This is a genomic window from Microvirga lotononidis (genome assembly GCF_034627025.1).
Lineage (GTDB): Bacteria > Pseudomonadota > Alphaproteobacteria > Rhizobiales > Beijerinckiaceae > Microvirga > Microvirga lotononidis.
This window is the reverse complement of the sequence record NZ_CP141048.1, coordinates 2,628,634-2,650,180: the sequence shown is the minus strand read 5'-3', so window position 1 is coordinate 2,650,180 and position 21,547 is coordinate 2,628,634. Positions and strand designations below refer to the sequence as shown.

The following is a 21,547-nucleotide window of genomic DNA, read 5'->3' as shown; positions in this document are numbered from 1 at the left end:
GCCGGACAAAAGTTGCGGCGTCGGGCGAAGGGTTTGGAAGTGGCGTGATTCGCCCCTTCATGTCCCGGATCCGTCAGGCGGGCAGCGGCACGGGGCCATGCCAGCCACACCAGTTCACGAGTATCCCCCCGCGAGTCCCATCATGAGACGACCCGTCCTCTCGAGACCTGACGACCTGGACCTCAAAGCCCGCGAGCTGATCGCCGCCGCGGCCCGCCGGGCCGGCATGAGCCTTGAGGAATGGACCGCCGCCGTGCTCGAAAAGACGAAAGCCCCGCCGGCGTCACCAAACCGGAAGGCCGGGAGCGACCTCGACAGCCTGATCCCCCGGGTGTCTCCTCCGCTCCGCTCCCCACCCGGGCGGGATTATGACACCCTGATGGCGACCGTGGCGCAGGAGAGCGAGCGCCAGGCCAAGGACCAGGCCGCGCAAACCGCGATCGCCCTCGAATCCATGGCCAACTGGATCGAGCAGGCCGAGATCCGTCTCAACGAGGCGACCCGCAGCTCCGTGGATCAGCAGGACCGGATCGCCGGCGTGCTGTCCCAGGCCCTGTCATCGTTGAAGAACCGCCTCGACTCGGTCGAGCGCCAGGTGATCTCGGAACGCGCGGCGCCGGCGCGGATCGAATTCCCCATGGAGGAAGCGCTCAAGGCGCTTGCCCCCGTGTCCGAGACGCTGACCGGCCTGCGGGCAGACATGTCCCGCCTCGCGGCGCAGCTCGAGCAGCCCCAGTCCCTCTGGGCCCCGGCCGTCGAAGGCATCCGGAACGAGATCGACGGATTGCGCAGCGGCATCGAAAGCTTGGCCACCCGCGACGAGATCGCGGCTCTCGGCGCCGCACTCGGCTCCATCGGCAAGGAGCTCGAACAGGGTCCGACGACCAAGGATCTGCGAACGCTCGCCAGCTCGATCAGCGTGCTCTACGAACAGGTCCAGTCCCTTTCGGAGGACGTCAGCGACGGCCTGCACCGGCGCATCGGCCGCGAGATCGATCACATCAAGGGCAAAGTCGATACCCTGGCCGCCACCGGGGTGGACCGGTCCGTCGTCGACTTCCTCAGCGGCCAGATCGTCGACCTGCGTCAGGATCTGGCCCATCGGGCCGAACCGCAGCAGATATCCCGCCTGTCCGACGAGATCGGGATGATCAGCCGCCAGGTTTCGGAGCTTCGCCTCCACCAGGTGAGCAAGAGCGATTTCACCGCTCTGAAGACATCCCTCGACGATGTCTGCTCGGCTCTCTACGTCACCGCCACCGCGCAGGAGACGAGCAAGGTTCCCGAGCAGCTGGAGACCTTGAGCCGGCGCATCGACGCTCTCGTCCGCCGCCCGGATCCCGTGTCGACCGATCTCACCCCGATCAGCGCACAGCTCGCGCTGCTGACCGAGCGCATGGCGAGCCTGTCGGAGAGCCGCGTCGACGGTGGCGATGCGCTCACCGGAACCATCGAGCGGCTGTCCTCGCGGATCGAAGCCGTCGCCGAACGGGAGACCTCTTCCTACGAGCCCCTGATGCGGCGGTTCGACCGCATCGAGCAGGAGCTGCGCGAACTCGGCCGGCCCGCCGACACCGCCGACATGGCGCAGACGCTCCGTTCCATCGACGAGAGGCTCGGACGGATACCGTCTCAACCGGCGGGGCTCGATTCCCTCGAGCAGCAGATCAGAACCCTGACCGAGCGTTTCGAGCAGATGCCCGGGGAGACCCTGCACACGGTCCTGGCCGAGGCCACCGGCCATCTCAGGACGCTTCAGGACGAAGCGGTCGGCATCGCCGAGCGCGCCGCCCGAACGGTGCTCAACGACCTCCGGCCCTCCCTGCCGGCGGCGGACGACTTCGATGCGCTCAAGCATGGCTTCGTCGAGCTGAAGGCGCTGCACAGCCGTTCCGACAAGAAGACGCAGGAAACCCTGCGCGCCGTTCACGACGCGCTCGAGGCTCTCGTCTCCCGCATGCCGAACGAGAACGCGGCCTCCATCGCCGGTGCAGGCCGAACGACACCCGTCCCGGCGGTCGAAGCGCTGCCCCCGGCGGACCGCCTGGAAGCCGCCGTGCGCAGGCTCCATACAGCCACCCTCACCCAGATCGAGGAGACCGCTCCGCCGACCCTGGACATCGCCGTCCGGGATCCCTCCACGGCGCAGGGTCCCGACGCGGCTCCCGAACCCGATCTCGGGCACGTGCGTGCCAACTTCATCGCGGCGGCGCGCCGGGCCGTCCAGAATACGGCACCGGAACTGCCACCGGCCGAAGGCGCCTCCTCGTCCTGGGGGGTGGAGTTCGTGGAGACGGACGAGCAGGAATCCGACGATCCTCTGTCCCCTCCCGGGTCCTTCTTCGAGCGCCTGCGCCGGACCCTCGACAGCCGGCGCCGTCCCCTTCTCTTCGGGCTCGCCTTCCTGATCCTGGCCGCAGGCACGTACCAGATCCTCTCCGTCACCGGGAATCTGCAGGACCTGTCGATGACGCCGGCAAGCCTGGAGGAGCAGGCTCAACCCGCGCTGGCGAAGCGCGCCGACGAGGCACGCAAGATCCCTCCGGTCGAAGAGACGAATCTCTTCCAGTCGTCGAGCCTCGCCACGGGATCCATTCCTGCGGCTCCCGTGCCGGCCGGGCAATTCCTCGTCGATCCGGCGACCATCGACGGCATCCCGGTCGATACCCCGGCATCGTTGCAGCACGCGGCCTTGTCCGGCGATGCGGCGGCGCTCTACGAGATCGCGTCGCGGGCCGCGGAAGGACGCGGCATGGCGAGGGACACGAAAGCCGCCGCCCGTCTGTTCGAGCGTGTCGCCCAGGCCGGCCTGCCTCCGGCCCAGGAACGGCTTGCCATGATGCATGAGAAGGGGGAAGGCATTCCGCTCGACCTCAAGCAGGCGGCCTTCTGGTACGAGCGGGCGGCGCTGGGCGGCAACATCCGCTCCATGCACAACCTCGCCACCGTTCTCGCTTCGGGCAAGAACGGCAAGCCGGACTATGCCGCCGCCCTTCGCTGGTACGCGGAGGCTGCGGAATACGGCCTGCGGGACAGCCAGTACAACCTGGGCATCCTGCTCGCCCGCGGGATCGGGGCGAAGCCCGATCGCTCCAAGGCCTATCAGTGGTTCTCCCTCGCGGCTGATCAGGGCGACACGGAAGCCGTCCAGAAGCGCGAAGAGATCGCCGTGTTCATGAGCCAGGCGGAGCTGAAGGCCGCCAAGGTTGCCGTCGAACTCTGGCGCCCGAGGGCCGCCGACCCCGTCGCGAACAAGCCGCCGGCCGCGCTGCAGGGCCAGACCGCGGTCCTGGATCGGACGCAGGGCAACCGGAGTTGACGGCACGCGGGCTTTGTCATCTTCCGTTCAGAACATGACCGTTACATGGCCTGTATGATGCTGTAACAACGACATGGCTGCACCGGCCATTGGGGGAACCGGGGTGCAAATCTATTTGCCGATCGCCGAGATGCCCGTGAGCGTTCTTCTCATCCTTGGGATGGGTGCGGCCGTCGGTTTCATTTCAGGGCTTTTCGGGATCGGCGGCGGCTTTCTGATGACCCCGCTCCTGATCTTCCTCGGCATTCCCCCGGCCGTCGCTGTGGCGACTCAATCGGCGCAGATCGTCGCCTCCTCGACCACGAGCGTGCTCGGCGCGCTGCGCCGCAACGCCCTCGATCATAAGCTCGGCGCCATCCTGGTCGCGGGAGGATTCGTCGGCTCGGCGCTGGGCGTATGGTTCTTCGCGGCCGCGCGGCGGGCCGGCCAGCTCGATCTCGTCATCGTCGTCTCCTACGTGACGCTGTTCACCATCGTGGGCAGCCTGATGCTCAAGGAGAGCATCCGGGAATTCTGGAGCCGCCGAAAGGGCGGCGCCGTGCGCCCGCGGCGCAGGGCCGGCGAGCATGCGCCCTATCTCGGCTGGCCCCTGCGCATGCGCTTCTACCGGTCCAAGCTTTATGTGAGCATCATCCCGATCGTCGGGCTGTCGCTGTTCATCGGCTTTGCCGGCGCGCTGCTGGGCATCGGCGGCGGCTTCATCGTGGTGCCGGCCCTGCTCTACATCTTCCGGGTGCCGACCAACGTGGTCGTCGGGACCTCCCAGTTCCAGATCGTCTGCACCACCCTCGTCGCCCTCATCCTTCATGCGGTGACGAACCAGGCCGTCGACATGGTGCTGGCGATCCTGCTCATCGTCGGCGGCGTGTTCGGCGCGCAGTTCGGCGCGCGCATGGGCCGCCATCTGCGGGCGGAACTCTTTCGCTTCCTGCTCGCCATCCTGCTGCTGGCCGTCGGCCTGCGCTTCGGCCTCGAACTCGTGATGAAGCCGGATGAGCCGTTCTCCATCACGGTGCAGGAGGTGCGCACGTGAGGCTCGCCGCTGCCATCCTGATCCTTCTCGGCACGATGGTCTGCGCCCACGCGGAAACCCTCATCACATCCCTGTCGAACCACCGGGTCCTGATCAACTCGAACTATACGGGAACGCAGATCGCCGTGTTCGGCGCCATCGAGCGGGACGCGCAGACGATCGCCCGGGCCACGGGCTACGACATCGTCGTGACCGTTCGCGGCCCGCGCCAGTTCCTCACCGTGCGCGAGAAGGAGCGGCTCGGCCCCGTCTGGATCAACCAGGATCAGCAGAAGTTCCCGACGGCTCCGTCCTACCTGAACGTGCTCAGCTCCCGGCCCATCGAGGAGATCACGAGCGATCAGCTGCGCCAGCGCCAGAAGATCGGCCTGAGCGCAATCATCAATTCCGGCGATTTCACGCTGGCGCGCGGTGGCGCGGACCAGCCGTTCCGGGATGCGCTGTACCGGCTCAAATCCGAGGAAGGCCTGTATCTGGAAGACGAGCGCGGCGTGACCTTCCTGACGCCCGAAATCTTCCGCGCCGCCATCGCGCTGCCGGCGACCGCCCCGCCCGGCAATTACGACGTCGACGTGACGCTCTTTGCCGACACCGTGATCCTGGCCCGCACGCAGACCCATTTCGAGCTGGTCAAGACCGGCTTCGAGGAACAGATCGGCGTCATCGCCCGCGACTGGTCCCTGGCCTACGGCCTGACCACAGCCTTCATCGCGCTCCTCTTCGGCTGGCTCGCCAGCACGATCTTCCGGCGGGATTGAAAGGCACCTTCATCCCCCTTTACGCGGCAGAACAGGCGGGCAATCCTGCTGCCGGCAGGAACGAGGGACAGACCATGATGCTCCGGTGTGGAACGGTTCAATTTCATCACAAGGCCGACGACAAGGACTACAACATGTCGGTGGTGGAGCGCTTCGTCCGGGAAGCCGCCGAGGCGCAGGTCAAGGTCCTGGCCTTTCCGGAGATGTGCCTCACCGGGTACTGGCATGTCCGCAATCTGGGACGCGAGAGGCTGGAACAGCTTGCGGAGCCCGTGCCCGCAGGCCCCTCGACCCGAGCCGTCCTTGAACTCGCGGGCCGCTACGACATGGCCATCGGCGTCGGCCTGATCGAGCGCGGGGACGACGGGCGCCTGTTCAACACCTATGTCGTCTGCCTGCCTGACGGGCAGGTCCACCGCCACCGCAAGCTTCATGCCTTCGAGAACGACGCCATCGCCAGCGGCGACAGCTATACGGTGTTCGACACGCCTTTCGGCGTGAAGGTCGGGGTTCTCATCTGCTGGGACAACAACCTCGTGGAGAACGCCCGGGCCACCGCTCTCCTGGGCGCCGACATCGTCATGGCCCCTCACCAGACCGGCGGCTGCCACTCGCGTAGCCCCCAGGCCATGGGTCTCATCGACCCTGCCTTATGGGACAATCGCCATCACGACCCTGAAGCCATCGAAGCCGAATTCCGCGGACCGAAAGGGCGCGAATGGCTGCTGCGCTGGCTCCCTGCCCGTGCCCACGACAACGGGTATTTCCTGCTCTTTTCCAACGGCGTCGGCGAAGACGACGGCGAGGTCCGCACCGGCAACGCCATGATCATCGATTGCTACGGCCGCATCATCAACGAGACCTGGAAGGCGCAGGACGCCCTCGTGGTAGCCGATCTCGACCTCGGCCTTCTGCCGCTCGCCACGGGCCGGCGCTGGATTCGCGGCCGTCGGCCGGATCTTTACGGCCTTCTCACTCAGCCGCAGGGCCACGAACTCGCACCGCGACAGGCGCGCTTCTCCGAGGCGCCCGTGGTGAAGAAGACTGGGTAAGCCAACGGCACATTGTCATCATCGGCACAAGGCCGGTGATCCCGACCGAGTGAAGCACAGCGCTTTTCAAATCGAGGTGGTCAGGACAAGCCCGGCCATGACAGCAAAGGACGACAACTGCTCTGCTCAATCCCGGCAGAGCATCGTCCGGGCAATCGCGAAAATGCGCTCGGTGCCGATGAGATGCGCGGTGAAGCCCTGCGGGAACAGCGGTCGGAAGGCGGCATCGCAGGCGTTCAGCCCGCCCGCATAGGCGCCGAGCGCGGGCATCACGCAGCGCCGGCCGTCCGTGAGGAAGCAGCGCCTCCGGGTGGCGCGCCCGCGCATCACCACCTTGCCGACCGGATGCAGATGGCCGGCGATTTCCGCCTGCTCCCCTGGGGCCGGCTCATGGCGCAGGGTGAGAGACCCGAGCGCCATCTCCTCGACCACCTGTCCCCCGATGCTGTCGGGCAGGATGCGGTCGTGATTGCCCGTCACCCAGATCCACTCGCGCCCCTTCTGCACCTCGGCCAGGGTGGCGCGCTCCTCGGTCCCGAGCCGATCCGGCCCACCGATGTCGTGGAAGCTGTCGCCAAGGGCGATGACGGTCTTGGGATTGAAGCGAAACACCGCGTCGGAGAGCGCGATCAGGGTCTCGCGGGTGTCGTAGGGCGGCAGCATCATGCCACGCCGGGCGAACGACGAGCCCTTCTCGAAATGGAGGTCGGCCACAAGCATGGCGTGGTGCGCCGGCAGGACCATCGCGCCGGTCAGGTCGAGGAGCGCCAGCTGACCGGCCAGCTCGATCTCGTGTGTTGTCTGTTTGTTCTTGCGCAATGCCGTCACGCCAAAGCCTCGTCGAGAAGCGCCGCTTCCGCCTCGGCCAGAATTTCGTCCGCGTTGTCGCTATAGACGCGCTCGCGGCCGATCTCCAGCATGACGGACACGCTCAAAGGAGAAACCCGGTCGAGCGGCTTGTGGATGATTCGCCCCCGGATGCGCTCTAACATCATGCCGAGGCGCCGCACGTCGAGGAGTCCCGTTGCCGCATCCGCCCGCGCGGCGCGCAGCAGCACGTGGTCGGGCTCGTGCTTGCGCAGCACGTCGTAGACGAGATCGGTCGAGATCGTGACCTGCCGGCCGGTCTTCTTCTCCCCTGGAAAGCGGCGCTCGATCAAGCCCGCGATCACGGCGCATTGGCGGAAGGTTCGCTTCATGAGGGCCGATTCGGCAAGCCAGTCCTCCAGGTCGTCGCCGAGCATGTCCTCGGAGAAGAGGTCGTCCATGAAGGTCGGGTCGCGCCCGGCGCGGGCCGCGACGTCGCCCGAGGCATACACGGCGATGCCGTAATCATTGGCCACGAAGCCGAGCGGCTTGAGCTTCGCCCGCTCCAGCCGGCGGGTCAGCAGCATGCCGAGCGTCTGGTGCGCGAGCCGTCCCTCGAAGGGAAAGCAGGTCATGTAGAAGCGGTTGCCGCGCGGGAAGGTCTCGACCAGGAGGTCGCGCGGCCCGGGCACGATCGAGCGGCGGCGCTGCTGCAGGAGCCACTCGGTCATCTGCGGCGGCAGGCGGTCCCATTCGAACGGATCGGCCAGGATCGCCCGCACCCGCGCGGCGAGAAAGGTCGAGAGCGGGAACTTGCCGCCCTCGTAGGACGGGATCATCGGATCGGTGCCGGAGCCTGCCCGCGTCACCAGGACCTCGTCCTCGGAGATGCCCTCGAAGCGCAGCACCTCGCCGGCGAACAGGAACGTGTCGCCCGGGGTGAGCGTCTCGGCGAAGTATTCCTCGATCTCGCCGAGGATTCGTCCGCGCGGCAGCACCGTTCCCGGACGCGAGCGCGCGCTCTTGCCGAGCCGCACCTTGATCATGCTGGATTCGACGATGGTGCCCACATTCAGCCGGTATTGCTGCGCGACCTTCGCGTCGCGCACGCGCCAGAGATCGTCCTTGCCCTTCACGATCTTGGCGAAGCGTTCATAGGCGCGAAGCGCGTATCCCCCCGTCGCCACGAAGGCGACGCAGGCTTCGAAATCCTCCCAGGTCAGGCCCGCATAGGGCGCGGCGGAGCGCACCTCGTCGTAGAGCGCGTCGAGCCTGAACGGCTCGGCGCAGGCCATGCCGAGGATATGCTGGCAGAGAACGTCGAGGGCGCCGGTGCGCGCATCCGGCGTATCCTGGGCGGCCTCGTGCACCGCGTCGAGCGCCGCCCGGCATTCGAGGATCTCGAAGCGGTTCGCCGGCACCAGATAGGCTTCCGACGGCTCGTCCATGCGGTGGTTCGAGCGGCCGATGCGCTGCATGATGCGAGACGCCCCCTTCGGGGCGCCCACATTCACCACGAGATCCACGTCACCCCAGTCGATGCCGAGATCCAGCGTCGCGGTGCACACCACCGCCTTCAGCCTTCCCGCCGCCATCGCCTCTTCGACGCGGCGGCGCTGCGACACGTCGAGGGAGCCGTGATGGAGCGCGATGGCGAGGTTGTCGTCGTTGAGCTTCCAGAGCTCCTGGAACGTGTATTCCGCCTGCAGCCGCGTGTTGACGAACACGAGGGTGGTCTTGTGCGCACGGATCAGATCGTAGATCGCGGGCATCGACAGGGAGGCCGTGTGGCCGGCGAGCGGCAGGCGCTCGTCGAGTGCGAGCATGCGGATATCGGGCTGCGCGCCGCCCTGGACCACGACGAGGTCGGCGAGCAGCTCTTCATCCTCCCCTTGAGGAGGAGGGTCGGAGTGCATAGGCGCTCCGGGATGGGATGGAAGCGCCAACGCCGATAAGGTCGCGCCTCCCACCCCCTCCCGCACCTGCGTTGCGGCCTCTCCCCTCAAGGGGGAGGCGGAATGCTGCGGCACCAGATAACGCCGCAGATCGTCCGGTTCGCGCACCGTCGCCGAGAGCCCCACCGCCGTCGCCTCCGGGGCAATGGCCATGAGCCTTGCCAATCCCAGCGACAGCAGGTCGCCGCGCTTCGAAGTGACCAGCGAGTGCAGCTCGTCCAGCACCACGCGGCGCAGGTCCTTGAAAAACTCCCGCGCCTCCGCATGGGCGAGCAGGAGCGCGAGCTGCTCCGGGGTGGTCAGCAGGATGTCCGGCGGACGCTCGATCTGCCGGGCGCGCTTGTGGGAGGGCGTATCGCCCGTGCGCGTCTCGATGCGGATGGGCAGCCCCATCTCCTGCACGGGCGTTTCGAGATTGCGGGCGACGTCGGTGGCAAGCGCCTTGAGCGGCGAGATGTAGAGGGTGTGGAGCCCTCGCCTGTCCTTCGCCGTGCCCCGCCCCGGCCCCCTCTCGGCCAGCTCCACGAGGCTCGGCAGGAACCCGGCGAGCGTCTTGCCCGCTCCCGTGGGCGCCACGAGCAGCACGGACCGTCCCTGCCGGGCCTTGGCGAGCAGTTCAAGCTGGTGCTCGCGCGGCGCCCAGCCTCGGCTCTTGAACCAGTCACGGAAGATTTTCGGGAGAAGGGACGCTTGCGACATGGGTCCTGAACATAAGGTGCGACGGGCCTTTCGCCAGTGACTTCCCGAGTCAAAGAAATAAAGTTACATATCAGCCACGGGCCTTGGTGTGAACGCCGACCAATGGCCGCTTGCCATCGTCCGTCGGATCCTTTCAGCTGGGACGACGCCAACAACGAGAATGAAAAGGCAGAATGCCATGTCGGACGACTTCCAATTCCAGAATGCCGTCGCCGTCGTCACGGGAGGTACGCAAGGGCTCGGCGAGGCCATCGCCCGCACCTTCGCCGAACGCGGCGCCAAGGGGCTCGTGATCTGCGGCCGCAACGCGGAGCGCGGACACGCCGTCGCGCGGGAGATTTCGGGCCAGGGATGCCACACGGAGTTCGTGCAGGCCGATCTCGAAAGCGTCGAGGAGGCGCGCCAGGTCACCGCGCGGGCGGACAGCGTGTTCGGGCGCGTCGACGCGCTGGTGAACGCCGCCGGCATCACCGACCGCGGCACGATCTTCGACACCAGCCCGGAGCTGTTCGACCGCATGTTCGCGGTCAATGTGCGTGCGCCGTTCTTCCTGATGCAGGAGGCCGCCAAGATCATGCGGCGCGAGAAGATCGAGGGCGCCATGGTCAACATCCTGTCCATGTCGGCCCATGGGGGCCAGCCCTTCATCACGGCCTATAGCGGCTCGAAGGGCGCGCTCGCCACCCTCACCAAGAACGCCGCCTTCAGCCTCATGCCCTGGCGCATCCGCGTGAACGCCCTGAACATCGGCTGGATGAACACGCCGGGCGAGGACCGGATCATACGGCTTTATCACGGCGCCCAGGACGGATGGCTGGAGAAGGCCATGAAGGAACAGCCATTCGGCCGCCTTCTCGAGCCGAAGGAAGTGGCCCGCGCCGTGGCTTTCCTGTGCAGTTCGGAATCCGGCATGATGACCGGCTCGGTGATCGATTTCGACCAGTCGGTGATGGGCTGCTACGAGAGCGCCCCGCATCCCTCGACGCCGGCGCAGTAGACCGACCGGATGAGACATCGGCTCACCTCTCCCTCAGGGAGAGGTGAGCGTGCCGAAGCAGGTCGCCCTGTCGTTTCTTAACGCTGCAGCACCACCAGAAACCCGGGCACCGGCACGCCACGATCCTCCCGCGTCGAGGCGCGTTCGAAGACGATGGGCGTGAACCCCAGGCTGTCCGCGAGCCGGCGAAGGTAAGGCTCGCTGTGCGCGTACCGGGCATCGTCGCCGAGAATATAGCCGTCGCCTTCATGGGCCTGAACCGTGAAGGCGAAGAGGCCCTCGGGCTTCAGCACCCGATGCGCCTGCCGGAAAACCCCATCGAGCGCTGCCATGTAGACGAACACGTCGGCCGCCACGACGAGATCGGCCTCGTACGTCTCACGCCCGCTCAGGAAGGCAACGAGCTCCCCTTCGTGCAGGGCATCGTAGAGCTTCGTCCTTTCGGCCTTCTCCAGCATGCGCGGTGAGAGATCGACGCCGACGATCCCGGCGCAGAGGCCGGCGATTTCCTGCGCCATCAGCCCGGTGCCGCAGCCCAGATCGAAGGTGAGCCCGAACCGGAAATCCCGGATCTGCCTGGAACGGGTCCGGCGCAGGGCCTCAGCGATCAGTGCCGGACCTCGATAGGCGAGACTCCCGGTCAGATGGCGGTCGAACTTCGGCGCGTAATCGTCGAAGAGCGCCCGCACATAGCCGTCGGTGATCGCCTCGTCGGGCGCCACCGCGCCGAGCCTGGCGAGATCGAGGCGCACGCCCAGCGCATCCTCGGGCTCCAGGGCAAGAGCCCGATGCAGAGCCTCGACCGCCTCCTCCCGTGCCCCCAATTCGGCGAGAGAGCGCCCCAGCATCGCGTGGGCGGCCGCAAAATCCGGAGCAAGCTCGAGCACCTGCCGGGCGAGATCGGCAGCGGCCGCGAAGTCGCGCTCGTCGAAAGCCCCGCGGGCATATTCGTAGCGACGGTCGGCCAGAAAGTCGCCGGAGGATCGAACGGAGGAGGTCGATGACATGGCCTTTGGATGCGGGAGAGCCGAAGGGCTGTCAATGGCGCGCCAGCTGCGGCACGCGTGCCGGAGGCACGGGCCGGATCGCGGGGCGGTCATTGCGATTGGAAGAAGGGCACGCCCCCGGCCACGTCATGGCCGGCCTTGTGCCGGCCATCCCGCTTGTGTGAAGCGCCGCGCTTGTCCGATCGGGATCACCGGGACAAGCCCGGCCATGACGTAAAGAGGTGGCGAGGGCAACGTTATGTTCTCACTTTGTTCTTGACAGGGGGATGAACCTTGGCTATATCGTTGCACAGCCTGATCCGACGAGGGGCGCGCTTCGCGAGGCGTCGCACGGTGTGGGAGCAGGCACGGTCCTGTCCGACGGTCACGCAGCCGGCGGCAGGAGGCCCTTGGCAGCCCTGTGCTGGTCCAAGTCGAAACGCCTAAAAGAACCGTGCGCGAAGCGGCCTTCCGGCTCTTCTAGCTAACTTAACACAGCGAGCCGGACGGCCCGTCGCGCCACCCTCGATCTCCTGTAAAGGCTCGCAGCGCAAGCTGCGGGCCCACAGGTGCTGGCTCTTTGACAGACATAACCACCACCCGCCCGTCATGGCCGGGCCTGTCCCGGCCATCCCGGTCCGGTGAGGCTCGGCGTTTCAAGAAATCGGGATCACCGGCACGAGGCCGGTGATGACGTCGCGGATGTCCCTGGCTGTGATGGCAAGGGTGCCATCCCCTCCGACCATGGCGAGCGCGGTGCGACGCCGCTCGCCGCGCCCGGCCTCCTCCGCAGGTACGGGGAGCCGCCTGCGCGGGAATGACAGCTTCGAGGTGCCGGTGCCCGATCCTGCCGAAGAAACCCGATCGGCGCGACCGTCCGGTCACCGATGGAGCCCATCGGCCCGGACGGCATTATCCCTGAACCTGATTTCGACCGGGCGAACCCTATATTCTCAACCCATGGCGCTGCGTTCCACCGACATCCTCACCCAGACCCCGCAAGGGCTCTACTGCCCCCTCGGCGACTTCCACATCGACCCGGTCCGACCCGTCAAACGGGCGCTGATTACCCATGGGCACTCGGATCACGCGCGGTCGGGCCATCGATCCGTCCTGGCGACCCGGGAAACCCTGCTCATCATGGCCGTGCGCTACGGCGAGGATTTCGCCGGCTCGACCCAGGAGGCGCCCTTGGGCGAGGGCCTGCGGATCGGCGACGTGACCGTGCGCTTCACGCCCGCCGGCCACGTGCTGGGCTCGGCCCAGATCGCCATCGAGGCCGGCGGCACCCGGGTCGTGGTCTCGGGCGACTACAAGCGCGCGGAGGACCCGACCTGCCTGCCCTACGAGGTCGTGCCCTGCGACGTCTTCATCACCGAGGCGACCTTCGGCCTGCCGGTCTTCCGCCATCCCGACACGCGGGCAGAGGTTCGCAAGCTCCTGGATTCGGTCGCCCTGTTCCCGGAGCGTGCCCATATCGTCGGCGCGTATGCGCTGGGAAAGGCGCAGAGGGTCATGGCCCTGCTGCGCGAGGAGGGCTACGACAGGCCGATCCATCTCCACGGCGCCATGGAGCGCCTCACCGAATTCTACAAGTCGGAAGGTGTCCCGTTGGGCGAGACCCCGAAGGTCGTGGCCTCCGAGCGGTCGAAGCTCACCGGCGCCATCGTGATCTGCCCGCCCTCGTCGATCCAGGACCTGTGGTCCCGCCGCTTTCCCGACCCGGTCACCTGCTTCGCCTCCGGCTGGATGCGGGTGCGGGCCCACGCCCGCCAGAAGGGCGTCGAGCTGCCGCTGGTGATTTCCGACCATTCCGATTGGGACGATCTGTGCCGCACGATCCGCGAGACCGGGGCCGGCGAGGTCTGGGTCACGCATGGGCAGGAGGACGCCTTGGTCCATTGGTGCACCACCCACGGCATCCGGGCGCGCCCCCTGCACATGCTGGGCTATGGCGACGAGGGCGAGGCGGAGGAGGCCCAGCCCACCCCCGCGGATGCGGGAGGCTCCGCATGAATCGCTTCGCCGCCCTCCTCGATCGCCTCGGCTACGAGCCCCGCCGCAACGCGAAGCTGCGGCTCCTCACCGATTACTTCCGCCACACGCCGGATCCGGAACGCGGCTATGCCCTCGCGGCCATGACCGGCGCGCTCATGTTCAAGGAGGCCAAGCCCGGCCTGATCCGCGGCCTCGTCGAGGAGCGGACCGACCCGGAGCTGTTCCGCATGTCCTATCATTATGTGGGCGATCTCGCGGAGACCGTGGCCCTGATCTGGCCCTCACCGGGGCATGAGAGCGTGGCTCCTGCCTCAGACGCTCCGGCCATCGGCCACAACAACCCGCCGCCCCATGTCCCGACCCTCACCGAGGTGATCGAGACGCTCGCGACGACCGGCAAGAGCGACCTGCCCGGCAAAGTGGCCGAGTGGATGGACGCCCTGGACGAGACCGGGCGCTGGGCGCTGATCAAGCTCATCACCAGGGAGCTGCGCGTCGGCGTCTCGGCACGGCTCGCCAAGACCGCCGTCGCCCAGCTCGGCGAGATCGAGCCGGACGAGGTCGAGCTGGTCTGGCACGGCCTGGAGGCGCCCTACGAGGATCTTTTCGCCTGGGTCGAGGGTCGCGGACCCAAGCCCGAATCCGGCAATCCCGCGCCCTTTCGCCCGTCCATGCTCTCCCATCCCCTGGAGGACGAGGATTTCGAAAAGCTCGACGCCTCCGCGTTCCTGGCCGAGTGGAAATGGGACGGCATCCGCCTCCAGGCCGCCGCCGGCCACGGCAGCGACGGGCGGCCGGTGAAACGAATCTATTCCCGCACCGGAGAGGACGTGTCCCGGGCCTTTCCGGATCTCGTGGAGGCGCTGACCTTCGAGGGTGCCATCGACGGCGAATTGCTGATCGTGCGCGAGGGGCGCGTCCAGAGCTTCAACGTGCTCCAGCAACGCCTGAACCGGAAGGCCGTGACGCCCAAGCTCATCGCGGAGTTTCCGGCGCATTTGCGCGTCTACGACATCCTGTTCGAGGGCGAGGAAGACCTGCGCGGCCTCCCCTTTGCCGAAAGGCGCAAGCGCCTGGAGGCGCTCGTCGCCCGCATCGGCGATCCGCGCATCGACCTCTCGCCCATGGTGCCGTTCGCGACCTGGGACGATCTCGCCGCGGCCCGCGCCGACCCGGCTTCCGTGGGGGCCGGTCTGGACGCGGACGCCATCGAGGGCTGCATGGTGAAGCGGGCGGACAGCCCCTACCTGCCCGGCCGGCCGAAGGGCTATTGGTACAAGTGGAAGCGCGATCCCTACCTCGTCGATGCCGTGATGATGTACGGCCAGCGGGGGCACGGAAAGCGCTCGTCCTTCTATTCCGATTACACGTTCGGCGTCTGGCGCGACGGGCCGGGCGGGGACGAGCTGGTGCCGGTCGGCAAGGCCTATCACGGCTTCACCGACGAGGAGCTCGTGAAGCTCGACCGCTATGTCCGCAACCACACGGTCAACCGCTTCGGCCCGGTGCGGGAGGTGGAATACGGCAAGGACCGGGGCCTCGTGCTCGAGGTCGCCTTCGAGGGGCTGCAGCGCTCGACCCGGCACAAATCCGGCGTCGCGATGCGCTTTCCCCGCATCAACCGGATTCGGTGGGACAAGCCCGCCGGGGAGGCGGATCGGATCGAGACCTTGGAAAAGATCCTGGAGCGCGGCGAGGAGGAGGTCTATCCCCTGCAGGACAAGGAAGCGAAGAGGAAAAAGGGATGAGGATCGAGACCCTGTCCGAGGGCGAGATCAGGCGGCAGGCCAGCGGCCGGACGAGCGTCGGGACGCGGGGGCCGGGCTTGACCGAGATCACCGACGCGGTGGCCGAGTGGGTGTCCGGCACCGGGATCCGGAGTGGCCTGTTGACCGTCTTCTGCCGCCACACCTCGGCCTCGCTCCTGATCCAGGAGAATGCCGACCCGGACGTCCGCCGGGATCTGCTGGCGGCCTTCGACCGGCTGGCGCCCCGCAACGCGGGCTATGTCCACACCACCGAGGGTCCGGACGATATGCCGGCCCATATCCGCACCGTGCTCTCGGGCGTATCCCTGAGCATTCCCGTAACGGAAGGTCAGATGACTCTAGGGACCTGGCAGGGGATCTACATCGCCGAACACCGGGACAGCCCCCAGCGCCGCGACCTTATATTTCACCTGATCGGGACTTAATCCACATGATTGGATATGACGCCCCCGCAGATTGCCTTAGAATAGCCGAGATCAACGTTTGCCGCCTTGCCATCCTGCGAAGGATGCGGATAAGGCTCAGGAAAGCTCTCGTGGGAGAAGACGGAACGTGCAGAGTCAAACCACCACGATCATCATTGCCGATGACCATCCGTTGTTTCGCGGGGCGTTGAGGCAGGCCGTCGCCTCCACGATGCCTCAGGCCAGGGTCGTCGAGGCGAGCGGCATGGATGACCTGAACACGACGCTGACCCAGGAGAGGGATGTCGACCTGATCCTGCTCGACCTGACGATGCCGGGCGTGCAGGGCTTCTCCGGGCTGATGTCGCTCCGGGCTCAATACCCGGAACTGCCGGTCGTGATCGTTTCCGCAACGGAAGAGCCGACCGTGATCCGCCGCGCCATGGATTTCGGCGCCTCCGGCTTCATCCCGAAATCCATCGACACCGACAGCATCGGCGGCGCCATCCAGGCGGTGCTCGCGGGCGACACCTGGACCCCGCCCGATGTGGACCTGTCCGCGTCGGAGGATGCCGAAACCGCCGACCTCGTCCGCCGCCTCGGCACACTGACGCCGCAGCAGGTCCGCGTCCTGACCATGCTGTCCGAAGGATTGCTCAACAAGCAGATCGCCTACGAGCTCGGCGTCTCGGAAGCCACCGTGAAGGCCCATGTCTCGGCCATCCTCGACAAGCTCGGCGTCGACAGCCGCACGCAGGCCGTCATTGCCGCATCGAAGATCGGCGTCACCCAGCGCCCCTCCCCGGCAGGCGCCGACTAGCGCATTGGATGGATCCCAAAAGTGCAAGTCCACTTTTGGGTCCGATGCTCTAAAGCCCCTCGATGAAACCGTCGATCCGCGCCAGCGCCTGTTCCGAGAGCACGCTGTCGAAGCGGATGAACACGTGGCAGCCGCCGGGCCAGACGGCGAGTTCGGTCGTATTCCCGGCAGCCGCCCAGCGGGACGCCATGAAGAGCGTGTCGTCGAGGAGCATGTCCTTCGTCCCCACGGAGAACAGCGCCGGGGGCAGGCCATTGAGGTCGGCGTGGAGAGGGGAAATATCCGGATCGGTCCGATCGCCCACATGGCCGACGAAATTCTCGGCAAAGACCCTCACGTCGTTCGTGTTGAGGATCAACCGCTCAGGTCCCCAGTGCCGGACGCTGGGCGTCAGCCTGAGATCGTAGCAGCCCGCGAACAGGTTCGCGCCCCGGAAAGGCTTCAGTCCGTGCTTGTCCCGAAGACGCAGGATCGTGACGGCCGACAGATGGGCCCCCGCCGACTCGCCGCCGATGAACAGGCGCGAGGTGCCGAACCGGCTCTCCATCTCCCGGATCACCCAGAGGGCCGCCGCCTCGCAATCGTCGAGCGGGGCCGGATAGGGATTTTCAGGCGCCAGGCGGTATTCGACCGAGACGACCGCCAAGCCGCAGCGATCCGCCAGCCGGTCGAGCCAAGGGTCCTGCTCGTCCGCCGTGCCCCAGGTCCAGCCACCGCCATGAATGTGAAGATAGACGCCGCGAGGATTCTCGGGCGCGATGATCCGCAAGGGAATGGGGCCTGCGGGACCATCGATGGCAATCGTCCTGGCCTTGCTGCTCAGCGGCATCAGGGGAAACGGCCCCAGGCCCTGACGGCGCCGCTCCCGCACCAGCGCCGGAGGAACCGACATGGGGTCCGGCAGGGCCGCGAGCTTTGCCACGATCTCGGCATTCTGGGCACGGATCTCGTCGCTGATGGCGGAGGGGTCGAAAACGGCTGGATCGATCATGCGAAGCTCGGTTTGGGTTGCGTTCGTCGCCGGCCCTTGCGATGAAGCACAGGCGACGCCCCAGGTCTATTACGCTTTCTTCCAGTGACGCTTCTGACGAGATGAGGACATGTCCAACCTGAACCGCTTTCTCGGCGGCTCCCCCGGCTCGGTGCTGGTGAAGCTGATTTTCCTGTCTCTCCTCGTCGGCGCCTTCCTGGCCTTTTACGAGATCACGCCGTTCGAACTGATCGAGCGCCTGTTCAATTGGCTCGCCTCCATTTTCAATCTCAGCTTTGAGACAGTTCTCGAGGTCGGCCGCTGGATCCTCTACGGCGCGATCATCGTCGTGCCGCTCTGGCTCCTCTCCCGGCTGTTCGGCAGCCGCCGCTGAGGCGTTCGAGGCTGATCATGGACGGATCGACGAACCCAAGGCGCCTGGACATCTCCCATCGGCGCATCCTGTTACTCGCCCTTCCGATGACCCTGTCGCACGTGACGACGCCCCTCCTCGGGCTCGTCGACGCGACGGTGATCGGGCGGCTCGGCGAGGCGCATCTGCTCGGAGCGGTGGCCTTGGGCGCCGTGATCTTCGACTTCGTGTTCTGGAGCTTCGGCTCCCTGCGCATGGCGACTGCGGGCCTGACCGCGCAGGCGACCGGGGCCGGGAACCGGCATGAGGTCGACCTGACGCTCGCCCGGGCCTTCCTGGTGGCGGGCGTGACGGGTGTCCTGCTGATCCTGCTGCAATGGCCCATCGCGACGCTGGCCTTCTCCATGGCGGGCGCGAGCCCGGCCGTCACGGAAGCGCTCTCGACCTATTTCTTCATTCGCATCTGGGCCGCACCCTTCACTTTGGCGAATTACGTGATCCTCGGGTCCACCCTGGGGCGCGGGCGAACGGATCTCGGGCTGTTGCTTCAGGTGGCCATCAATGTGGCGAACATCGTGTTCACGATGGCGCTGGTCCTCGGCTTCGGTCTCGGCATCGCGGGCGCGGCCATCGGCACGGCCCTGGCCGAAGTGGTGGGTGTCGGCCTCGGCATCGTGGTTCTGCGCCGCCTCGGCTCGAACCCGCTGGCCGTCACACGGCATGAGGTCCTCAACCGGACGGCGATGGTGCAGACGCTCGCCATGAATCGGGACATCATGATCCGCAACGTGGCGCTGATCCTCGCCTTCTCGATCTTCAGCGCGCTCGGCGCGCGCTCGGGCGACGTCACGCTCGCGGCGAATGCGGTGCTCTACAACATGTTCCTGATCGGCGGCTATTTCCTCGACGGCTTCGCTACCGCCGCAGAGACCCTGTGCGGCCAATGCATCGGCGCCCGGGACGAACGCGGCTTCCGGCGCGCCATCCGCCTGAGCCTGGGCTGGTGCATCGGCTTCGGGTTCGCCGTCTCGAGCCTGTTCCTCATCGGCGGCGGCGTGTTCATCGACTTCGTGTCGACGAATCCGGACGTGCGCGCCTATGCACGGGAATATCTGGTCTTCGCCGCCCTGACCCCGTTCTTCGGCGCCGCCGCCTTCGCGTTCGACGGCATCTACACCGGAGCCACCTGGACCCGGTCCATGCGCGACCTGATGGTCATCGCCCTCATCGCTTACGGAGCCATTCTTCTGGTGGCCCACGATCTCGGCAACACGGCCTTATGGATTGCGCTCCTCACGTTCCTGAGCGCGCGCGGCCTCGGGCAGTTCATCCTCTATCCGCGGCTGGCGAAGAAGACCTTCGCCAGCATGTCCTGAATGGGGATCGTCAGAATCGTCCCTGAGCGATCGCCGATGCATCACGGCCAACGGCTTGCGCCAGGGTCGTCCTCTCCGTTCCGAGAACCTGCAGCAGGCCGCGCTTGATGTCGCCGATGAGACCGGGGCCCTTGTAGACCATGGCCGAATAGAGCTGCACCAGGCTTGCCCCTGCGCGGATCTTGCCCCAAGCCGCCTCGGCGGAATCGACGCCGCCGACGCCGACGAGCGGAATCTTCCGCTCCACCCGCAGGAACGTCTCGGCCAGGAGCTTCGTGGACGGCATGAAGAGAGGCTTGCCGGACAGGCCGCCCGTTTCGGATGCAAGCGCCTTTTCCTTCAGGCTGTCGGGCCGGGCAATGGTGGTGTTGGACACGGTCAGCCCGTCGATTCCGCGCTTGAGAGCCGTGGCGACGATCGCATCGAGCGTATCGAGGGAAATATCGGGCGCGATCTTCAACAGGACGATCGTCTTGCGCCTGCCCTGGTCTGCCCTGTCGCGGGCCTCCATGCTGCGGGCAAGAAGGTCATCGAGGAACGCCTCGCCCTGCAGGTCGCGCAAGCCCGGCGTGTTGGGTGAGGATACGTTGATCGTCAGGAAATCCGCCAACCCGCACAGACGCTCGATGCACAGAACGTAATCGGCGATGCGATCCGTCGAGTCCTTGTTCGCCCCGATATTGACTCCGACGATGCCCGGGCGTCCGCGACGGCCGGCAAGCCGCCGGCGGGCGGCATCGAGCCCTTCGCTGTTGAGGCCGAACCGATTGATCACGGCCTCGTCGCGCGCCAGACGAAAGACGCGTGGGCGCGGATTGCCGGCTTGGGGCTTCGGCACGACGCCGCCGAGCTCGACGAAGCCGAAGCCCAGTCCGAGGAGCTGGTCGGGAACCTCGCATTGCTTGTCGAAGCCTGCCGCAAGGCCGACGGGATTGGGGAAGCGCCGGCCGAAAACGTCGGTGGAGAGACGCGCATCGTCCGCAGGCGCGGGCGAAATCGGCATCAGCGACAATCCACGGATCGTCAACTGGTGGGCCGTCTCCGCATCGAGCGCGTGAAGAGCGGGTTTGGCAAAGGAAAAGAGCGTACCGATCATCGGGAAAGATCCGGAAAAATGTGCTGACCATCCGCGCCGAGCGGCAGCGGCTTCACCCATCGGACCGCAGACAAGGGCAGCGGCGCGTAGAGATGCGGGAACAGATCTCCCCCTCGGGACGGCTCATAACGAAGAGCCTCGCCGAGCGAATCGCCATCGATGGCGATCAGCAGCAGATCGTTCTGATCCGCAAAATGCCTTTTGGCCGTTTCGTGGACCTGTTTTTCCGTTGAAAAATGGATGTACCCATCTTGGATATCGACGGGTGCTCCTTCGAAGGAACCGGCGCTTTCCGCCTCCTGCCAAAGCAAAGCAGGGCAAATTTTATAAATAATGCGCATGAAGATTTGAGTATCCGCGCGTCACATCGGGAGCAACCCAAATTAGACATATTGTCTCAATAGTCTGTTGCCAAGCGGCTAACTTTTCGGTCACATTTAATTCCTAATTGTAGGTTCGCTTTCATTAGATTTCGCTCTTAGCGAAGGTTCGTACAATGTTATCTCACGAGCGCGTGTGGGCTGCTATCGATGCATTGGCATCACGTCATGGCATGACCGCATCAGGACTGGCGCGCAAGGCCGGTCTCGACGCGACTAGCTTCAACAAGTCGAAGCGCGTGAGTCCCGAGGGCCGGGAGCGATGGCCCTCCACGGAATCCATCTCGAAGATCCTGAAGGCAACCGGCGCGACCCTGGAGGATTTCCTCCGCCTCGTCGAGCCCTCCGGCTCCTTGCGCCGCTCCATGATCCCGTTGATCGGCATGGAGGATGCGGCCGCCGGCAAAGTCTTCAACGAAGAAGGCATGCCCAACGAAGGCCCCGGCTGGGACGAGATCGAGTTTCCCGATTTCGGGCAGGAAAAGGTTTTCGCCCTCGAGGTCACGGGCGACACCCTCGCTCCTCTCTACCGCGACGGCGATATTCTCATCGTCTCGCCGACGGCCAGCACCCGCAAGGGTGACCGGATCGTCGTCTGCACGACCACCGGAGGTATCCTGGCCAAGGAGCTCAAGCGCCGCTCGGCCAAGACCCTGGAGATGGCGTCCCTCGCCAAGGACCAGGAAGATCAGGTGATCCCGGCCGAGGAGGTCTCCTGGTCGGCCCGGATCATGTGGGCCCGGCAATAGGCGGAG

The 21,547-nt window shown here is 66.4% G+C and carries 18 protein-coding genes; 12 read left to right on the top strand and 6 right to left on the bottom strand.

All coding sequences use genetic code 11. The annotated features are described in order from the left end of the window. Positions 1 to 142 precede the first annotated feature (142 nt). The 4 genes from U0023_RS12475 to U0023_RS12460 all read left to right on the top strand — a co-directional run bounded on the left by U0023_RS12475 (position 143) and on the right by U0023_RS12460 (position 6,162). Positions 143 to 3,319, top strand: coding sequence for an SEL1-like repeat protein (locus U0023_RS12475; RefSeq protein WP_009491388.1), 3,177 nt, complete (start codon positions 143 to 145; stop codon positions 3,317 to 3,319). A 103-nt stretch (positions 3,320 to 3,422) separates the two neighbouring features. Continuing rightward, entirely contained in the window at positions 3,423 to 4,352 is a 930-nt protein-coding gene (locus U0023_RS12470) for a sulfite exporter TauE/SafE family protein (protein WP_040638420.1), read from the top strand. Next, on the top strand, positions 4,349 to 5,110 hold the full coding sequence (locus tag U0023_RS12465) for a TIGR02186 family protein (protein ID WP_009491390.1): 762 nt from the start codon (positions 4,349 to 4,351) through the stop codon (positions 5,108 to 5,110). The genes U0023_RS12470 and U0023_RS12465 overlap by 4 nt, the downstream gene beginning before the upstream one ends. After that, complete coding sequence (locus U0023_RS12460) at positions 5,107 to 6,162, top strand: nitrilase family protein (RefSeq protein WP_245272923.1); 1,056 nt, start codon at positions 5,107 to 5,109, stop codon at positions 6,160 to 6,162. The genes U0023_RS12465 and U0023_RS12460 overlap by 4 nt, the downstream gene beginning before the upstream one ends. 126 nt (positions 6,163 to 6,288) lie before the next feature. Here U0023_RS12460 and pdeM read toward each other — a convergent pair whose 3' ends face one another. Both pdeM and U0023_RS12450 read right to left on the bottom strand, forming a co-directional pair. After that, the gene (gene pdeM, locus U0023_RS12455) at positions 6,289 to 6,990 is read right to left on the bottom strand and encodes a ligase-associated DNA damage response endonuclease PdeM (protein ID WP_009491392.1); all 702 of its coding nucleotides are present in this window, start codon (positions 6,988 to 6,990) and stop codon (positions 6,289 to 6,291) included. Continuing rightward, positions 6,987 to 9,623: a ligase-associated DNA damage response DEXH box helicase gene (locus U0023_RS12450; protein WP_009491393.1), complete on the bottom strand. Its 2,637-nt coding sequence runs from the start codon at positions 9,621 to 9,623 to the stop codon at positions 6,987 to 6,989. Before U0023_RS12450 ends, pdeM begins: the two co-directional genes overlap by 4 nt. A gap of 178 nt (positions 9,624 to 9,801) precedes the next feature. Between U0023_RS12450 and U0023_RS12445 the strand changes: the two genes are divergently transcribed. Next, positions 9,802 to 10,620, top strand: coding sequence for an SDR family oxidoreductase (locus tag U0023_RS12445; protein WP_009491394.1), 819 nt, complete (start codon positions 9,802 to 9,804; stop codon positions 10,618 to 10,620). A gap of 77 nt (positions 10,621 to 10,697) precedes the next feature. On the opposite strand, the gene U0023_RS12440 is transcribed toward U0023_RS12445, so the two are convergent. Further along, positions 10,698 to 11,627 carry a class I SAM-dependent DNA methyltransferase gene (locus U0023_RS12440; protein WP_009491395.1) on the bottom strand — a complete coding sequence of 310 codons (930 nt, stop codon included), beginning with the start codon at positions 11,625 to 11,627 and terminating at the stop codon, positions 10,698 to 10,700. A gap of 939 nt (positions 11,628 to 12,566) precedes the next feature. Here U0023_RS12440 and U0023_RS12435 point away from each other — a divergent pair. The 4 genes from U0023_RS12435 (at position 12,567) to U0023_RS12420 (ending at position 16,597) form a co-directional block, all read left to right on the top strand. Then, positions 12,567 to 13,622, top strand: coding sequence for a ligase-associated DNA damage response exonuclease (locus tag U0023_RS12435; RefSeq protein ID WP_040638421.1), 1,056 nt, complete (start codon positions 12,567 to 12,569; stop codon positions 13,620 to 13,622). Then, positions 13,619 to 15,352, top strand: coding sequence for a cisplatin damage response ATP-dependent DNA ligase (locus U0023_RS12430; RefSeq protein WP_009491397.1), 1,734 nt, complete (start codon positions 13,619 to 13,621; stop codon positions 15,350 to 15,352). Before U0023_RS12435 ends, U0023_RS12430 begins: the two co-directional genes overlap by 4 nt. Further along, positions 15,349 to 15,798, top strand: coding sequence for a secondary thiamine-phosphate synthase enzyme YjbQ (locus tag U0023_RS12425; RefSeq protein ID WP_009491398.1), 450 nt, complete (start codon positions 15,349 to 15,351; stop codon positions 15,796 to 15,798). Before U0023_RS12430 ends, U0023_RS12425 begins: the two co-directional genes overlap by 4 nt. A 127-nt stretch (positions 15,799 to 15,925) precedes the next feature. Then, the gene (locus U0023_RS12420; RefSeq protein WP_009491399.1) at positions 15,926 to 16,597 is read left to right on the top strand and encodes a response regulator; all 672 of its coding nucleotides are present in this window, start codon (positions 15,926 to 15,928) and stop codon (positions 16,595 to 16,597) included. 49 nt (positions 16,598 to 16,646) lie between these two features. Here U0023_RS12420 and U0023_RS12415 read toward each other — a convergent pair whose 3' ends face one another. Further along, a complete protein-coding gene (locus tag U0023_RS12415) occupies positions 16,647 to 17,588 on the bottom strand; it encodes an alpha/beta hydrolase (RefSeq protein WP_009491400.1) in 942 nt (313 codons plus the stop codon). A 109-nt stretch (positions 17,589 to 17,697) separates the two neighbouring features. On the opposite strand from U0023_RS12415, the gene U0023_RS12410 reads away from it, so the two are divergent. Both U0023_RS12410 and U0023_RS12405 read left to right on the top strand, forming a co-directional pair. After that, positions 17,698 to 17,961, top strand: coding sequence for a DUF6460 domain-containing protein (locus U0023_RS12410; RefSeq protein WP_009491401.1), 264 nt, complete (start codon positions 17,698 to 17,700; stop codon positions 17,959 to 17,961). Positions 17,962 to 17,978: 17 nt separating this feature from the next. Then, positions 17,979 to 19,316, top strand: coding sequence for an MATE family efflux transporter (locus tag U0023_RS12405; protein ID WP_009491402.1), 1,338 nt, complete (start codon positions 17,979 to 17,981; stop codon positions 19,314 to 19,316). 10 nt (positions 19,317 to 19,326) lie between these two features. Here the strand turns inward: U0023_RS12405 and U0023_RS12400 are convergent, their stop codons facing one another. Both U0023_RS12400 and U0023_RS12395 read right to left on the bottom strand, forming a co-directional pair. Further along, the gene (locus U0023_RS12400) at positions 19,327 to 20,412 is read right to left on the bottom strand and encodes a quinone-dependent dihydroorotate dehydrogenase (RefSeq protein ID WP_009491403.1); all 1,086 of its coding nucleotides are present in this window, start codon (positions 20,410 to 20,412) and stop codon (positions 19,327 to 19,329) included. Beyond that, positions 20,409 to 20,753, bottom strand: coding sequence for a DUF952 domain-containing protein (locus U0023_RS12395; protein WP_009491404.1), 345 nt, complete (start codon positions 20,751 to 20,753; stop codon positions 20,409 to 20,411). The genes U0023_RS12400 and U0023_RS12395 overlap by 4 nt, the downstream gene beginning before the upstream one ends. 155 nt (positions 20,754 to 20,908) lie before the next feature. Here U0023_RS12395 and U0023_RS12390 point away from each other — a divergent pair, with 155 nt between their 5' ends. Next, positions 20,909 to 21,541: a S24 family peptidase gene (locus U0023_RS12390; protein ID WP_009491405.1), complete on the top strand. Its 633-nt coding sequence runs from the start codon at positions 20,909 to 20,911 to the stop codon at positions 21,539 to 21,541. The last annotated feature ends 6 nt before the right edge of the window (positions 21,542 to 21,547 follow it).

Bases quoted from the DNA above. Each gene is read 5' to 3' on its own strand.
- U0023_RS12475 (WP_009491388.1), top strand. From the start codon at position 143: ATGAGACGACCCGTCCTCTCGAGACCTGACGACCTGGACCTCAAAGCC.
- U0023_RS12450 (WP_009491393.1), bottom strand. From the start codon at position 9,623: ATGTCGCAAGCGTCCCTTCTCCCGAAAATCTTCCGTGACTGGTTCAAG.
- U0023_RS12445 (WP_009491394.1), top strand. From the start codon at position 9,802: ATGTCGGACGACTTCCAATTCCAGAATGCCGTCGCCGTCGTCACGGGA.
- U0023_RS12440 (WP_009491395.1), bottom strand. From the start codon at position 11,627: ATGTCATCGACCTCCTCCGTTCGATCCTCCGGCGACTTTCTGGCCGAC.
- U0023_RS12435 (WP_040638421.1), top strand. From the start codon at position 12,567: ATGGCGCTGCGTTCCACCGACATCCTCACCCAGACCCCGCAAGGGCTC.
- U0023_RS12430 (WP_009491397.1), top strand. From the start codon at position 13,619: ATGAATCGCTTCGCCGCCCTCCTCGATCGCCTCGGCTACGAGCCCCGC.
- U0023_RS12425 (WP_009491398.1), top strand. From the start codon at position 15,349: ATGAGGATCGAGACCCTGTCCGAGGGCGAGATCAGGCGGCAGGCCAGC.
- U0023_RS12415 (WP_009491400.1), bottom strand. From the start codon at position 17,588: ATGATCGATCCAGCCGTTTTCGACCCCTCCGCCATCAGCGACGAGATC.
- U0023_RS12410 (WP_009491401.1), top strand. From the start codon at position 17,698: ATGTCCAACCTGAACCGCTTTCTCGGCGGCTCCCCCGGCTCGGTGCTG.
- U0023_RS12405 (WP_009491402.1), top strand. From the start codon at position 17,979: ATGGACGGATCGACGAACCCAAGGCGCCTGGACATCTCCCATCGGCGC.
- U0023_RS12400 (WP_009491403.1), bottom strand. From the start codon at position 20,412: ATGATCGGTACGCTCTTTTCCTTTGCCAAACCCGCTCTTCACGCGCTC.
- U0023_RS12395 (WP_009491404.1), bottom strand. From the start codon at position 20,753: ATGCGCATTATTTATAAAATTTGCCCTGCTTTGCTTTGGCAGGAGGCG.
- U0023_RS12390 (WP_009491405.1), top strand. From the start codon at position 20,909: ATGTTATCTCACGAGCGCGTGTGGGCTGCTATCGATGCATTGGCATCA.